This window comes from Sodalis sp. C49, from assembly GCF_046352915.1.
In the GTDB taxonomy this organism is placed as follows: domain Bacteria; phylum Pseudomonadota; class Gammaproteobacteria; order Enterobacterales; family Enterobacteriaceae; genus Acerihabitans.
This window is the reverse complement of the sequence record NZ_CP163303.1, coordinates 216763-231555: the sequence shown is the minus strand read 5'-3', so window position 1 is coordinate 231555 and position 14793 is coordinate 216763. Positions and strand designations below refer to the sequence as shown.

Below are 14793 nucleotides of genomic sequence, written 5' to 3'. Positions count from 1 at the left end.
TCAATCGTTATGTTTTGAGAACAATCATTCTCAGAAAGAGTGGATATTACCCTAACGCCCGCTGCGATAACGTAAGGCTTGCGTTAACAATAATGTCAAATTGAATCGCAAAAACACCTTTTTTGCCGTTATGGTATGCCAGGAGGGTTAATATCATGGCAAGGAGACGTTTATTTTCGCTGTTTGCCTTGGGGAATATTCAAGCGCACTCATCGAGGCAAAATCTGCCGCCGGCTGTATTAACGCTCAACAATAATAAAGCAGCCGGCATAACGTAACAAAACGGCCAATACTGATAACACGCGGGATGTGGCATTCATATGAGACGGGGTCACTTGCAATGACTTTATCTCATTCCCCGGGTGTTTTATGATGCCGAACCAGCGTCAATACTTTCGAGGGTGGAAGCACGTGAGCAAAAGCAAACAGACCGCAAGAAGCGCCTTTTCCCGCCTTGACGCGGCGGATCGCAAGCTCCTCGCCCTGCTGTCGGAGGACGCAACGAGAAGTTACGCCGAGCTGGGCCAGTTAATGCATTTATCGCCGCCCGCCATCCACGAGCGGGCCAAGCGTCTAAGACAGGATGGCGTCATCAAAGGCACCGTCGCCCTCTTGGACGGCAAAAAGCTAGGCCGCCCCTTGCTTGCTTTCGTGCACGTTGACACCAAAAACTGGACAAGTACCCGCAGAATCCTAGAATTTCGCGCCTTTAATGAAGTCGAAGAAATCCACACGGTTACCGGGGAAAGCGCTATCCTGCTCAAGGTTCGCACGCAAGATACTCAGTCCCTGGAGGCATTGCTTGGCAAGATTCATGAAATAGAGGGCGTGTCTTCCACGCATAGCCATATCGCCCTCTCTACCTACCTGGAACGCGGCCCGAGCCCGTTAATGGATGGCGACGACGCGGATTGAAAAAATGGCCGCCGCATTTCCCTGCGTTTTTTTCAGGCGTGTTCCCAAGGTGCATACAGGCTATTAGGGCTGAAGAATATTCAGGATTTCATGGTCCGGCAAGACACTTAAACAGATGTGCCGCGAACCGCGTTCGTATTTTCGCGCCTCTCGCCTTATACACTTCCTAGCGCCGAATATTATGTGAGAAAATTATATTACCGCAGAATAATGTTCAACCAGCGATAGTGAATGACGATATGGTACCTCTGACCAAGACCGCGATAATACTTTTGGATCCCCTCCCGCTCTGGAAAAAACTGAACGTCACGGCTTTTCTGGCGACAGGCATTGGCGATGCCTCCCCCGAGGCCATGAGCGAGATATATATCGATGCGGATGAGCGGCAATATACCCGACTGTTCGGGCAACCTATAGTCGTATTTTCGGCTTCGCAGGATACGCTGTTACGCGCGCTGCGGGTTGGTCAGGAGAGGGGCCTGACGTGTTCCGCCTATGTGAGCGCCATGTTTGATCAATCCCATGGCGAGGAAGGGCGCAGGGTTTTTCGCGCCGAGCACGCGCACAGGCCGGATTTAGTGGGGCTTGCCGTGCGTGGCCCGCGCAAGGATGTCGATAAGGCAATCAAAGGCGCCCGGCTCCATCCGTAAGCACGGGTAAAAATACCGCCGGTGTCACGGGTTCGATGACCGCGTCAATTCCGCCGTGCGTCCCGCGCCCCGCAATGCGATAAAGATGACGATGGCGGTTATTGCCGCGATTGCCGAAAGCACGTCGAGCAGGAGGCTGAACACGCTCTGGTAAATTGCGGTCAGGGCCTCAGGGGAAGACGCGTTGAGGGCGGCATTCGCCCCTGCCAAATCGCCGCCTGCCAGGCGCTGCGCGGCCGCGCTGGCCGATGATGGCGCCTCCGGCAGTAAAGAATCAAACCGGGGGATAAGCAACGCCACGAGCAGCGCGTTTACCATCGCGAGCGCGATGCCTTCACCCGCCACGCGGGTGGTGTTGAAGATGCCCGTCGCCATGCCGGCGCGTTCGCGCGGCACGACGCTGAGGGCGAGCCCGTCCATCAGCCCCCAGGGAAGACTGATGCCGATGCCGATCAGCAGGAGCGGAGCAATCAGCGCCGGGCCGGCCTCGCCGCCCGCCCAGCGGCCCAGCCATAAGAGACCGCCGGCCGACAGCATCAGCCCTGTTCCGCACAGCGCAGCGGAGGATAACCATCGCGTGAGCAGGCCCGCGATGAGCGGCAGGACCAGGAGCGGACCGCAAAGCGCCATCATGATCCATCCGACCTTCAGTTCACTCATGCCATTGATGCCGACGAGCCGGATGGGAAGCAGCACCAGCAGGACCACAAAAGCGTAAGCCGGCGCCGCGGCCAGCAGTTGTACAGCGACGAAACGCGGAATACGGAACAGCGACAGGTCGAGCATCGGCCGCCGCGCGGAGGTTTCTACCAGGACAAAAACGGCGCCGAGGAGCAATGCGCCGGCCAAAGACACAATGACCGGCATAGCCAGCCAGCCGGCCGCCGGCGCGACCAAAATGCCGTTGGTAAGGAAAGCCAGCGCGGCGGTGAAGCTGACGGCGCCTTTCCAGTCGAGGCCTGCGGCGTCGGGATCGCGGGATTCCCGCACCACGCCGGTGCCAAGAAGGAACGCCGCGCCGGCAAGGACCGCCGCCAGGAAAAAGATTGAGCGCCAGCCGAAGATAGCAATCATAAGCCCTGAACTTATCGGCCCGAAGGCCAGGCCGATGCCGAAACTCGTGCCGACCACGCTGAAAGCCCTGATGGCGCCGGGGCCGGTGAATTCTTGCGCCAGCGCCGCCATCACGCCGGAGAACGCTAACGCCGACGCGACGCCCTGGGCGGCGCGCAGCAAATCGGCGGTGAACAGGTTTGGCGAGAAGGCAAGCGCGGCCGAAACGATGCACAGGGCGCAGGACCCGCAAAGGAAGATCTTCTTTCGTCCAAAGGTGTCGGCGAGCGCTCCGGCAGCCATCAGGCAGCTGCCAAAGGCGAGCATGAAGGCATTGGAGATCCAGGCGAGTTCCAGCGAACTGCCTTCCAGCGCCCGGCCGAGCGTCGGAATGGCCACGGCCGGCCCGGTGAAGGCGAGCGGGTTCGCCACCGCGATAAGGCAGGCAGACAGGAGTACGCAGGCCTTGCGCAACGCGCCGCCTGAAGTCTGGTTAGTGTTCAAATAAACCTCATTGATGATTTCAGCGTGCCTTTCCGGCGGCGCTGCCGCATAAAATAATGCCATGGAGCTTACGCGATATATTGGCGAATGGGTGTCGCCACAGCGGCGACACCTATGATGCAAGGACGGGGGGTTGGCGAGGAAAGGGAATGTAGGACTGATATCACTTATGAGCATGATGAATAAGTCCTATGAATAATGGTCCCATTGTCATTAATCATCTTTGCCTTATGCTGGCGGTGGCATCCTCGAAAAAGGATTCTCGCTTTTCCCAGCCTTATTCACATCATAATGACCAGCAGGCTGGTCATTATCGTCGGGCATCTATGCTGGAGAAAATAGTCATAAATCGACTGATGATATCCGCCTTACCGTTGGCGCTACTTCCGTCGGCCACTTTTGCTGAGGAAACATCCATGATTGATATTACCAGACACGGCTCCACGCCCGCCGCCAGCGGTCCGGAGAGCTATTTTACCGGCACGGTAAGTATCGACGCGCCATTCCAGGCCACGCCGCCCGCGCGCGTGGGGGGCGCGACCGTCACGTTCCAGCCCGGGGCCCGCACGGCCTGGCATACGCATCCGCTGGGCCAGACGCTGATTGTCACCGCAGGTCAGGGGTGGGTGCAGGAATGGGGGAAGCCGGCCCAGGTCATGAATAAGGGCGATATCATCTGGATACGGCCCGGCGTTAAGCACTGGCACGGTGCGTCGGCCACCTCCGCCATGTCGCATCTCGCCATTGCCGAGTCCCTGGACGGCAAAGCCGTCGACTGGCTGGAAAAAGTCACCGACGAGCAGTATCAGCAGTAAGCCCCGCCATACTATGGCTCGCCTCCCGGCGCGCCATGGCAATACGCGCCCCACGCCTGCCTTGCGATTCTGCTGCGCGCTATCACGATAGTGCGCTTCCCGGGCTTTTCCGTATCACCATCAGGGCGCTGGCCGAGGTGAACAGTGCAATGATCCAGGCCATCGTCCAGGGCGTGCCGTCGCTCAGCCACGCCAGCAACAGGGATGAAATAATCCCGCTCCCGTACTGTAATGAACCCATTAATGCCGAGGCGGATCCCGCCATTCCCGGCACGTCATCCATTGCCGCGGCGGTAGACGTGGCGGCAATAACCCCGTTCATGGAAAAAAAGATAAACACGCTGATGACAATGAGCACGATACCGCCCACCTGCATTTTTGTCGCCAGCGCCAATATCACCGCGGCGGCGGCGGCAATCGAGGTGGCTATTTTCAGCAGCGTGTCCAGTTTGTGGCGCTGCACCAGCTTACGGTTGACGGCGCTGATGGCCATCAGGCCAATCACGTTTATGGCGAACAGCCAGCCATAATGCTGGGGATCAACCTGGTAATAACTGATATAGACAAACGGCGAACCGGTAATAAAGGCATACGCGGCAACATAATAGAAGGTCACGCACAGCGTATAGCGCATGAATGTCCTGTTCTTCAGCAAAGAAACATAATTAGCGAAAGCGCCAGCGAGTGAGGCGTTGATCCGCCGCGCCTGCGGCAGCGTTTCCGGCAGCCACCATAAGGAGATAAACATCAGCGTTCCTATAATGGCCAGTAACCAGAAAATGGCGTGCCAGGACGCCACCCTGATCATCTGTCCGCCGAGCAGCGGACCTGCTATGGGCGCGATGGCCATAATCATCATCAGCGTCGACAACATTTGCGCTGCGCGGGTGCGGGTAAATAAATCCCGGATCATCGCGCGCGCCAGCATCGGTCCAATACAGGCACCCATCGCCTGGAATACCCGCCAGAAGACGATTTGAGTAATATCACGCGACATGGCGCAGCCTATGGACCCGAGGGTAAACAGCACCATCCCGATAAATAACGGCACCCGGCGCCCCAGGCGATCGCTTATTGGCCCCCAAATAAGCTGTGCTATGGTAAAGCCAATTAAAAAACCGGTGATGGTCAATTCCGCGCTCCCCCGGAGATCGGCTGACATGGCCGGCATCGCGGGTAAATAAATATCTGTCGACAACGAGGTGAATGCCATTAAAGCACTCAGGATGACGATAAATAACAGCCCGGTATTGTGACTTGTGGCGATAAGCACTCGTCTTTCTGTTTTCTTCATAATGTTCTTTTTAGCGTATACGGGAGGTGGCAGAAACCTCATCTTAGCCTTGAACCCTTCCCGGGTAACCTGATGAAAATATAATGTGGCTATGAGTCAGATTCATAAATGGCCGTTTTGGCGCCGAGGGCCGCCATTCGAGCGCTAGCGGCCGTCGCACCCCTGGCCGCCCTTGGCCGGTAAACGCGCCGTTTCAGGTTTACCGCGGTGTTGTTATAGCGCGTGACCCTGGGGACATAAATGATAACAAACGCAATTGCCGATATTCGCAACGGATATCACGCCGGGATAATTTTAAATCGGTTAATATATTAATTCTTTTTACCGCTTGAATTTTATGGGGTTTTTATTACTCTTTACTGAGAGTTTTCTCAAAGCAAAAAAATAACCGGATATGATAAAAGTGGCAATTGCACCTGCCCATTATGAACGGTAATTTGTAAGTGTATTAATAATGAATTAATCGGGAAAATATATATCAACACTCAATTATGCGTGTTTATTCAGCGCTGAATTTATTGTAAGAATGGATTATTATTTTTTATTTACACATTAACGCAATGCAATAAAATTGACATCGCACGTTGCATCTGGACATATCGCTATTACGCGACATTTAATACACAGCTTATTCAGGTATCTGTTATGACAAAAACCACCCTTTCCATAATGTTGGCCGGTTTTATGCTGCTCGCTTCCGGGTGCGCCTATATTGCTAATTCGCCCGGCACCAAGCCTTCCGTGACGCCGCCAAAGCTGGTAAGCCCCCCGGGGCAAAAGCAGTTTTGGAATAATGCTAAACTGTTCGGCCCTGTTCCGGAAAGATACCAGAATGAGGGCGATAAAGAATGTGCCGCGCAGGGAAATGGCAAAGCCATCGGTTATCATCCCAATCCAAAAGATTATTATGGCAAGTATTTTGGCAAAAGGGGCTATCTGTGCGCGTTCCATTGACGCCGGCCCAGGCCGGTATTCCGGGCCTTGCGGCATCGCGCGGCCCGGCGCGCCCATCTCAACAGCCAGGCCGTATGCTCACCCGCCGCGCGTTTTGCCGCCTTAATCGACAATCTCAATATTCACCAACCGGCTGTCGGCGCGCCCGCGATCGTCGATCGCCCGGATGCGGTAGCGCCCGCTGTTGATGGGCCGCCAATCAAGGGCCGTTTTGCTGGCGGAGCTGCCGAGATAGATATCATCGGCAAACCAGTACACCCGGTTGCTGTCGGCATCCGTCACCGCATTAAACGAAATCCGGTCGCGCCCCGGCTGTGATTGCCTCAGGGTATAGGTCGTGTTCTTTAACGGCGACGTAATCCGCGGCGGATTACCGCTGACGTCCACGCCGCCATCCTGGCAGTGATTCGCCGGCGGTTTGCGCTTGGGCAGGCCGGCCTGGGCAAAGACGTTCGCCAGATCCGACGGCCAGAACTCAAACACCTCGGTGCGGGTCTTATCTTCATCGTAAGGCGGGCAGGCCACGTCGCCGGTCAGTTTATCCAGCCGCACCGGACGATACACCGTATCGACCTTGATTGGCGACTTGCCGGGAATAAACCAGGTTTTGCCTGTTTGCCGGCACCACGGCGTCGGTAAATCCCCGCTGGCGAGGCAGATATCGACCCGTTTCAGCTGCTTTGGAAAAGGCTGCTTCGGTTCCTGTAATGAGGGATAACTGGCGTTAATGCCGTCGATTATGTTGAAGAACAGCGGCGCGGCCGCTTGCGCGCCGACAAAGACATTATTGCCGGCGCCGTCGAAATTCCCTTCCCATACCACCAGGACGTAAGGGCCGAAAATCCCGACGCTCCACGCATCGCGAAAGCCCCAAGAGGTGCCGGTTTTCCAGTACACCGGTAACGATGCGGGTTGTTGAGCCAGCGTATCGCCGGGACGGCGGTGTTGGCGCAGCATGTCGAGGGTGATGAAGCTGGCTTGCGCGCTGAGTAACCTGACCGGGGCGGAACGCGGATCGGTTTTTTGCATCCGCAACGCTTGCAGCTCGCCGCGATTCGCCAGTAGCGCATACAGTTTTGCCAGTTCCTGCATCGTCACCTCGCCCCCGCCCAATACCAGCGCGAGGCCATAGTGGTTCTCGCTGGACATATCGGCAATGCCGGAGAGCCGCAGGAACTGATAAAACGACGGCTGCCGGAGCTGCGAAGCGACGAACACGGCGGGAATATTGCGGCTGAAGTTCAGGGCATCCGTCGCGGTGACCGGGCCGAGAAAGCGGCGGTCGAAATTCTCAGGGGCATAGGCGCCAAACGCCGAGGGCACATCCTTGAGGATAGTCATCGGATGCAGCACGCCCTGCTCCAAGCCCAGCGCATAAATAAAGGGTTTGAGCGCCGACCCCGGCGAGCGTTTAGCGTTGGTGCCATTCACCTGTCCCTGAATGCCGCGGTTGTAATAATCCGCCGACCCGGCCAGCGCGCGTATTCCCATATCGCGGGTATCCACCAGCAGCACGGCGGCATTATGGATGCCCCGGCGCTCGTTGCGGGTGATAAACGCGGTTACCTGCCGCTCGACGAGCCGCTGCAAGCCGGCGTCCAGGGTGGTGTCGATACGGGTATCGGTGCCGATATAGCGCTGGTTTTGCTGGCGCAGCTGCTCGATAAAATGCGGCGCGATAAACGGCAGCCGCTCGGGCTGGCGCAGCGCCAGCGGCAGCCTGAACAGCGCGCCCTGGCTGGCGTCGACGCCGTAGTGCCGCTGCCAGCGCTGGAACAGCCGGTTGCGCGCCTGCGAGAGCAAGGCGCCCAGCACGCCGGCGCCGGCATCGATGCGATAACGCGGCGACTGCGGCAGCACCGCCAGCGTCAGCGCTTCCGGCAAGGTCAGATCTTGCGGCGCCTTGTCGAAATAAATCAGGCTGGCCGCCCCGATGCTCTCTATATTGCGGCCATAGGGGGCGCTGTTCAGGTAGGCTTCGAGAATATCGTGTTTGGAGTAACTCAGTTCCAGCTGCGCCGCGCGCAGGACCTGCATGATTTTGCCCGACGGCGCGCGGGTATTGAGATGCCAGCGCATGCGCGCCAGCTGCATGGTGATGGTCGAGCCGCCCTGCATTTTACCGCCCGCGACATAACTGCGCCAGAACCCCCGCGCCAGGCTGAACGGGTTGAAGCCGGGGTGGAGGTAAAACCAGCGGTCCTCATGCAGCAGCAGGCCTTTGACCGCCAGCGGGGAAACCCGCTCCAGCGGGGTCCATAAACGGTAGCGGTCGTCGCTGGCGAGGGCGATACGCATCAGCGTACCCTGCCGGTCATAGTAGACCGACGATAAAGGTTGCCCCCGGGAAAGCGGCGGATGAGGCCACAGCCGGCATGCCAATACCAGCAGCGCCAGTAAAAAAACCGCCATGGCAATGTTTTGCAGCCGGCGTTGCAGGGCGGCGGATAACACGGGAAAGAGGTTCATCTCACTACCCAGGGCGGTTTACGCCCCGGCTCTCCCTGGCGGGGCGCTGACCGCGCATATTATTGTTTAGCCGCCGCGCCGACCAGCAGTTTTTGGCCGCCGACGGACAGCGCCTGGACGTCACGATCATACATGGCCTCGCCATAAGCCGGCGGGATGACAAAGCTGCCGGTGTTGGTGGCTTTGATCTGATAGACAAACTCCTGCGCAACGGGGCCGGCGCTGCCGTAGATAACGACACGATCTTCGCGGATATCGCTGTAATCCGGCGCCCAGGTGGACCCGGAGGCCGCCAGCGGCGATTGCCAGGACGGCGGCGCGTTGGCCTCGCTGTTCTCGTCGGTGTCCCCATCGCCCTGGCCGGACGCCGGTTCCGGCGGCGTTTGCTGCACCACTTCAAACCCGCCCGGCAGCAAATCGACAATCGCCAGATTGCTTTGCCCTTCTTTGGCGTTGGCGCGTATGTTCAGATGCACGCTTACCGTCTGTCCCAGCGTTACCCGGGTTACCGGCTTGCCCTGGTCATCGGTGTAACTGCGGGTGATTTCCAGGCCGCGCGCTATGGCTTTTTCCGGCGCGGCCAGATCGTAGCCGGCCTGCGTCACCACATACCAGGCCGGCGCGTCATGACCATTTTCAACGCGAATCGCTTGCGCATCGGCGGTAAAATCGCCTTTGGCCAGCCACCCCTGCATGCTGGAAATCAGCTTGGGCCCGACCTGTTTATCCGCGCTGATTTGCGTGATTTTCAGCGCGCCCGGTGCCGTGGCCTGTGCCGCCGCCTGCGCGGAGTAACTCTCCAGCGCCAGAATACTCATCGCCGATGAATAGGTGGTGTAGCGCTCCTCCTTCAGCGCCCTGATCATATTTTCCAGCACCTGCGGCGGAATCGAGGACACTTTTTCCGGGAAGTGACGGGTGATGAGATACAGTCGCGTCGCGTCCTGTACCAACGGGTCGAAATAAGCCTGGGTCCACCAGGCTTTTCCATATGCGTTGCCCAGTTGCGTCCAGGTCGGCTGCAACAGCGCATTGGCTTCATCGTCCATTTTCAGCAGGCGATAAGCCGACGCCAGATACAGCGCGCCGAGGTCGGTTTTCCAGCTGTCGGGGTACCGCTGCTGTAAAGCGTCCTGTACCGACGCCAGCGAACTGGTGGTGATTTCCCCCTGCCGGGTCAGCAGATAGGACGCCCACGCGCGCAGGCGCAGAGTATACAAGTCGTCATGCTGGTTGGCGGCCAGCGCGCGCAGCGCCGCGTTCGCCTCGTCCAGCATACCGTCCGGCAAGGCATATCCCGCGTCTCTCGCTTCCAGCAGGGCTTGCACCACATACGGGGTTACGAACGGATCGGTTTCCGGCGACGAGCGCCACATGCCGATCGCGCCGCTGCCGTTTTGGCGCGAACGCAGCACCGCCAGCATGTTTTTCAACTGCTTACCGTTTTCCGCCTGGCTTTGATTGCCGTTGATTTCCGGGTGCGCGCCCGCGAGAATCAGCGGAATCGAGCGGCTGACGATCTGCTCGGAACAATAATACGGATAATCCGCCAGATATTGCGACAACCCGCTGGCCAGCACCAGCGGCGAATTGGAGACCGCCGCTTTACGCACCGCGTAAGCATCGAACATCCGGCGCAAACCGGCGATATCCTGGCTGCGGCCGCTCATGCGTCCCATGATGGACTGGGTACGGAATGGCATGGCCGGACGCACCGAGATACTGAGCGTGCGGCGGCTGGCTTTGCCGGTACCGGCGTCATCCCGCACCTGGGCGTCAAACACCAGCGGCGCATCGCCCGGAACGGCATTGGCGCGCAGGCGGAAGCTGATGGCGCCTTCGTGTTTTTCGGCAAGCTGGAGGTCGCGATCCGCGCCGCCGACCACGCTCAGCTGCGGCGGAACCGTGAGATGCACCGCAATCGCCGCAGTTTTGCCGTTCAGTCCTTCGAGGTTATTGCTGACGCCGACGCTGACATCAAATTCATCGCCCGGGGCCACCATCGCCGGGACATTCGGCGTCATGATGACGTTGTCGCGCACGACGGCCGAGGTTTGCGCTTTACCGATTTTGTCCGGCGTTACGGAAATCGCCATTACGCGGATTTTGCCGTTGAAGTAATCCGGCACCTGATAATCAAATCGCTTCTCGCCGTTCACGTCGGTAATGCCGGACCAATACGCCACCGGCTTGTCGCGCTGACGTTTGAACGGATTGACGTTAAGATCCAGTCCTTCGCCGCCGTCACCGCCCGGCGCGGCCGCCAGTTGCATCAGCTTGCTGAACTCCGGCAGGATCAGGTCGAGGATTTGCGCGCTCTTAACGCCCAGCTCACGTTTGCTGAAGAAATACTCGAGCGGATCCTTCAGGCGATAACGCGCCACCTGCAAAATGCCCTCGTCGACGGCGAACAGCGCAACCTGCTGCGGGCCGTCGGTAGACACCGTCATCGCCAGGTTTTCGCCCGGTTTAATCACTGCCGGCACCGCGACACCGAGGCTGTTCTGACGCGCCTTGGTGCTGATTTTAAACGGCATGACGCCGTAGCTCAGCGGGCTCATAAAGATTTCATTGGAATTCACATCACGCACAAACTGCACGTTGATGTAGCCGTTACCCTCCATGCCCGCCGGAACGCGGATTTTCTGCACCGAACTGGTGGTATCGGTATGGAACCACTGCCAGCTGTAGACTTTGTCTTTTTCAATGGTTATCAGCCCGCTGCCGGTGTACGGCGCGTTAATCGACACCTCGATGTCCTCCCCCGCCGCGTATTCCGCCTGGTTCAGCTTCAGCGTCAGTTCCGCGTTGCGATCCAGGGCGCGGCTAAGGTTAGCGTTGCCGGCGACGCTATAGGCGATGCGGTTCAGCGCCTTGCCCCGCGCGTCTTCAATCACCAGCACAAAGTCGCCCGGCCGGCCGGTGGCAAGTTTGAGATCGGCGCCCTGCTCGGTCAGCGCCAGCGGCTGTTCAGACAGCCGCACTTCCTTCATTTTCGATTGATATTTATAGACGCCGGAATCCTGCCGGGTCAGCACAGAAATGTATTTCTGCTCGATCAGCGCGGCTTTCAACGCCGGCGGCGCGATCCGCCGGAGCGAAGGGTCGACGGCGATGACATTCAGGTGACGGACGGCGTCACGATTGATGTAGCCCAAATCGCCGTCCGCCTTCACCCCGACCAGGTAATCGTACGGCGACACCAGAACGCGCGCCGTGGCCGCGACGGAACGGCCGCCGCCGGCCACAAAGGCTTCCGCTAGCAGTTGCAGTTGATAGGTCGCGTCGGCGTATGACGTTAGATCCAGCGGAATAGCCGCCGCGCCGTTTGCGTCGGTCTGGCGGTCCTCCAGCGCGGTCTCAAACCCATCGCTGTTCTGGCGATCTTCGTAGAACGCGTAGTCCGGGTATTGATCAAAGCTCGGATACATCGGGCGCAGCGTCAGTTTCGACGTGACGCGCCGATCCTGCGCCGGGGTCCCGAACAGGTTCTGCACATCGACATTGGCCCGCAGTTCCGAGGGTTTGACCCAGCCCTGCCGGCGATCCGGCGTCAGCTGTAGTTTCACTTGCAACTGATCCGGCTCGAACGCTTTCACGTTCACCGCGGTATGCCCCAGCAGCGTCGACGACGCGTCGTCTTTGCCGATCAGATACAGATAGACATTCCATTCGCCGGTCGGGGAATTATCGTCGGTGGTATAACTCAGCTCGTTGAAACCGCCGGCGCCCAGCGTCAGCGGAATGGTGCTCATCAGCTTGTCGCGCGGATCGTGGATTTCAGCGCGCACCGGCACGCCGGCCAAGCCGATGCCCCAGTCGGCGGCACGGGTAATCAGGCCGATATGAAAGGTCTCCCCCGGGCGATAAACGCCGCGATCGGAGAACAAATAGCTGTTCAGCGTACGCGGATCGGTCGGGGTTTCTTCCCCGTCGACGTCAAAGCGCGAGAAGTCGAGACCGCGGTCATTGTTGCTATCGGCCGGCAGGAAGGACACATCGCCCTCTTTTTCCACCAGAAACATGACCGGCGCGCGCTCGCTGGTGTAGACATCCAGCGCGGGAAAACGCACGTGGCCGTCGGCGCCGGTGGTCCGGCTCAGCAGCGTGACGCCGTTTTTGGCGATAACCGACACCTTGGCGTTGGCGACCGGCGTACCGCTATGAATCGACTGCACAAATACGTCGCGGGTTTTATCCTGCGCGCGCTTGGCGATAATGCCCAGATCGGTGACGACCACAAAGCGCGAATCCCCCGCCGCGGCCTCCTCTTCGTGCTGGTCATCGTCCTGGTACGGGTTGCCGTCGTCAGCGGCCGGCGTCGCCTGCTTTTTGTTGGGATCCCACTCCGTAAGCGTCAGCAGGAAGACGCCGCGATGCGAGCGCGGATCGGTGGAAAGATAACGGGAGAGATCAACGCCCTGATAATTTACCTCCCCCGGATGGCCGCTGTTCACCGCCGCCTGATAGGTAAAGCGCTCGGTAAAATACTCATCATTCAGGCGGTTGAAATCCGCCGATGAATACTGCCGGCTCTTGAACGACACAATGTGCTGCAGCTGGCTTGGAATCACCCGTTTGATATCGAGACGCAATCCCGGCACGTTACGCGCAGCTAAGCTGATTTGCCTGTCGCCGTTCACCGACAGCAGCGAGCCTTGCGACACAAATTGCAGGGATTTGGGATACTCCGGCACCGGTACGACACGGTAGACTTTTTCCGGCATTTTATAGCCGCCGGCAGAAACCAGAACGTTGTCGATTTCCACCAGTATGGCGCGGTGCGCCGGGGCATCGAAACGAAAGCTGAACTGCGGCTGGAACTCGTTTTCGGCGTCATTAAGCTGGACATCCACAGGCGAGGACTGCGCGAGCACGTTATTTTCAACGTTCCCGATCTCCCAGTTGGCGTAGTCATCCGGGCCGGCGGCGGCATCCCGATCGTTTGGATTGTGCTGCGGCAGCAGCCAGACTTTCACCGCGCGGCGCAGGTCTTTATCCTTTACCGCATCGCTGAAGGCTAGAATCAACGCGCGCTGGCTGCTGGCGCCATCGGCATCAACGATCTGCGCGCTGGCCTCTTTAACCGCCAGGCTGTAGAGCGTCGGCACGGAAACCGTAGCGCTGCCGGGCTGCGCGGTGGCATTGGACGGCACCGCGGCTTTCACGCCCGCGCCGATGGCGATACGCACCGAACCGCCGTGATCCAGGGGTTGCAGCGGTTCGGAGTGCACCCAGGCGTTGAGCTTTTTCTGGTCATAGACCACGGAATAACGCAGTTTCGACCCGGACTTGGCGTTACCTTCAAGCAGATCCAGGGCAATCCGTGTTTCGAAACTGGCGGCATCCACCGGCGCGTTGAATGTAACGTTAAAAATCGCGCTGCGTTTTTGCGCATCCTGCGGGTCCTGAAAATACTCGGCTTCGCCAAGCTGATAGCCGAACGCCGGCGCTCTGAAGGCGTACCGCCTGGTCGCCAGCGTGGTTTGCGGCGCGAGCAGGACGTCCGGGGTGAAATTCACTTCATATCCGGCGCCCATCGGCAGCGGATTTTTCGGCGTGAAGACTAACCTATGGTCGTTCACCCATCGCCACTCGCCGGCGACGGCCGGTTTGAGCGCAATGCCTTTTGCCACGACCTTGCCGACATCGCTCAGCGGCGCGGCGGCGTTGCTGAAATTGAAGATAGCCTGCTGCGGCGCGGCTTTTTGCGCCGCGTAATTCACCGCTTCCGGGCCGCTGACGCTGACGCTGGTTTGCTCAGGCACCATCGGCGCCGATTCGATGAGCTGCGGCCGGTTCAGCCACCAGTGCCAGCCGTAAACGGCCGCGCCCGCGGCGCACAGCAAGACCAGAATCGACAGGCTGACGGCGAGCGGGTGTCTATCCGCCCCGCCTTCCATATGCCCGACGCCGCGCTTGAGCCCACGGGACAGCGCCGTCCACCAGGCAGGGGCGCGCCAGTGGATATTGCCGACTAACGGTTTCATGATGCGGCCGAGCAGACCCAGGAGAAAAGTCAGCGCGCGCAACAGGCCCTTTATCAGTATAAAAGGCAGGCGCAGCAAGAATCTGAGTACATCCATTTGTAGCGATACTCCCCATCCCTATCAGTGTTACTGATACTTTAACTAAAGAC

General features: G+C 58.9%; 8 protein-coding genes. 4 read left to right on the top strand and 4 right to left on the bottom strand.

All coding sequences use genetic code 11. From position 1 onward, the window contains the following. Positions 1-372: 372 nt before the first annotated feature. Together ABUK12_RS00945 and ABUK12_RS00940 are read left to right on the top strand one after the other, a co-directional pair. Positions 373-915 (top strand): Lrp/AsnC family transcriptional regulator, encoded by a 543-nt coding sequence (locus ABUK12_RS00945; RefSeq protein ID WP_410016786.1) that lies wholly within the window; start codon positions 373-375, stop codon positions 913-915. A gap of 227 nt (positions 916-1142) precedes the next feature. Next, positions 1143-1565: a DUF2000 family protein gene (locus tag ABUK12_RS00940; RefSeq protein WP_410014524.1), complete on the top strand. Its 423-nt coding sequence runs from the start codon at positions 1143-1145 to the stop codon at positions 1563-1565. Between the two features lie 24 nt (positions 1566-1589). Here the strand turns inward: ABUK12_RS00940 and ABUK12_RS00935 are convergent, their stop codons facing one another. Continuing rightward, complete coding sequence (locus ABUK12_RS00935; RefSeq protein ID WP_410014523.1) at positions 1590-3185, bottom strand: MFS transporter; 1596 nt, start codon at positions 3183-3185, stop codon at positions 1590-1592. Between the two features lie 356 nt (positions 3186-3541). Between ABUK12_RS00935 and ABUK12_RS00930 the strand changes: the two genes are divergently transcribed. After that, positions 3542-3937, top strand: a complete 396-nt coding sequence (locus ABUK12_RS00930; protein ID WP_410016785.1) for a cupin domain-containing protein — start codon at positions 3542-3544, stop codon at positions 3935-3937. Between the two features lie 82 nt (positions 3938-4019). Here the strand turns inward: ABUK12_RS00930 and ABUK12_RS00925 are convergent, their stop codons facing one another. Continuing rightward, positions 4020-5231 carry a multidrug effflux MFS transporter gene (locus ABUK12_RS00925; RefSeq protein ID WP_410014522.1) on the bottom strand — a complete coding sequence of 404 codons (1212 nt, stop codon included), beginning with the start codon at positions 5229-5231 and terminating at the stop codon, positions 4020-4022. A 645-nt stretch (positions 5232-5876) separates the two neighbouring features. On the opposite strand from ABUK12_RS00925, the gene ABUK12_RS00920 reads away from it, so the two are divergent. Beyond that, positions 5877-6185, top strand: coding sequence for a hypothetical protein (locus ABUK12_RS00920; protein WP_410014521.1), 309 nt, complete (start codon positions 5877-5879; stop codon positions 6183-6185). A 102-nt stretch (positions 6186-6287) separates the two neighbouring features. Here ABUK12_RS00920 and pbpC read toward each other — a convergent pair whose 3' ends face one another. Then, on the bottom strand, positions 6288-8654 hold the full coding sequence (gene pbpC / locus ABUK12_RS00915) for a penicillin-binding protein 1C (RefSeq protein ID WP_410014520.1): 2367 nt from the start codon (positions 8652-8654) through the stop codon (positions 6288-6290). Between the two features lie 59 nt (positions 8655-8713). Further along, on the bottom strand, positions 8714-14740 hold the full coding sequence (locus tag ABUK12_RS00910) for an alpha-2-macroglobulin family protein (RefSeq protein WP_410014519.1): 6027 nt from the start codon (positions 14738-14740) through the stop codon (positions 8714-8716). Positions 14741-14793: the final 53 nt, after the last annotated feature.

Excerpts from the sequence above, each read along its gene's own strand:
- ABUK12_RS00945 (WP_410016786.1), top strand. The coding sequence starts at position 373 with ATGCCGAACCAGCGTCAATACTTTCGAGGGTGGAAGCACGTGAGCAAA.
- ABUK12_RS00935 (WP_410014523.1), bottom strand. The coding sequence starts at position 3,185 with ATGGCATTATTTTATGCGGCAGCGCCGCCGGAAAGGCACGCTGAAATC.
- ABUK12_RS00925 (WP_410014522.1), bottom strand. The coding sequence starts at position 5,231 with ATGAAGAAAACAGAAAGACGAGTGCTTATCGCCACAAGTCACAATACC.
- ABUK12_RS00920 (WP_410014521.1), top strand. The coding sequence starts at position 5,877 with ATGACAAAAACCACCCTTTCCATAATGTTGGCCGGTTTTATGCTGCTC.
- pbpC (WP_410014520.1), bottom strand. The coding sequence starts at position 8,654 with ATGAACCTCTTTCCCGTGTTATCCGCCGCCCTGCAACGCCGGCTGCAA.
- ABUK12_RS00910 (WP_410014519.1), bottom strand. The coding sequence starts at position 14,740 with ATGGATGTACTCAGATTCTTGCTGCGCCTGCCTTTTATACTGATAAAG.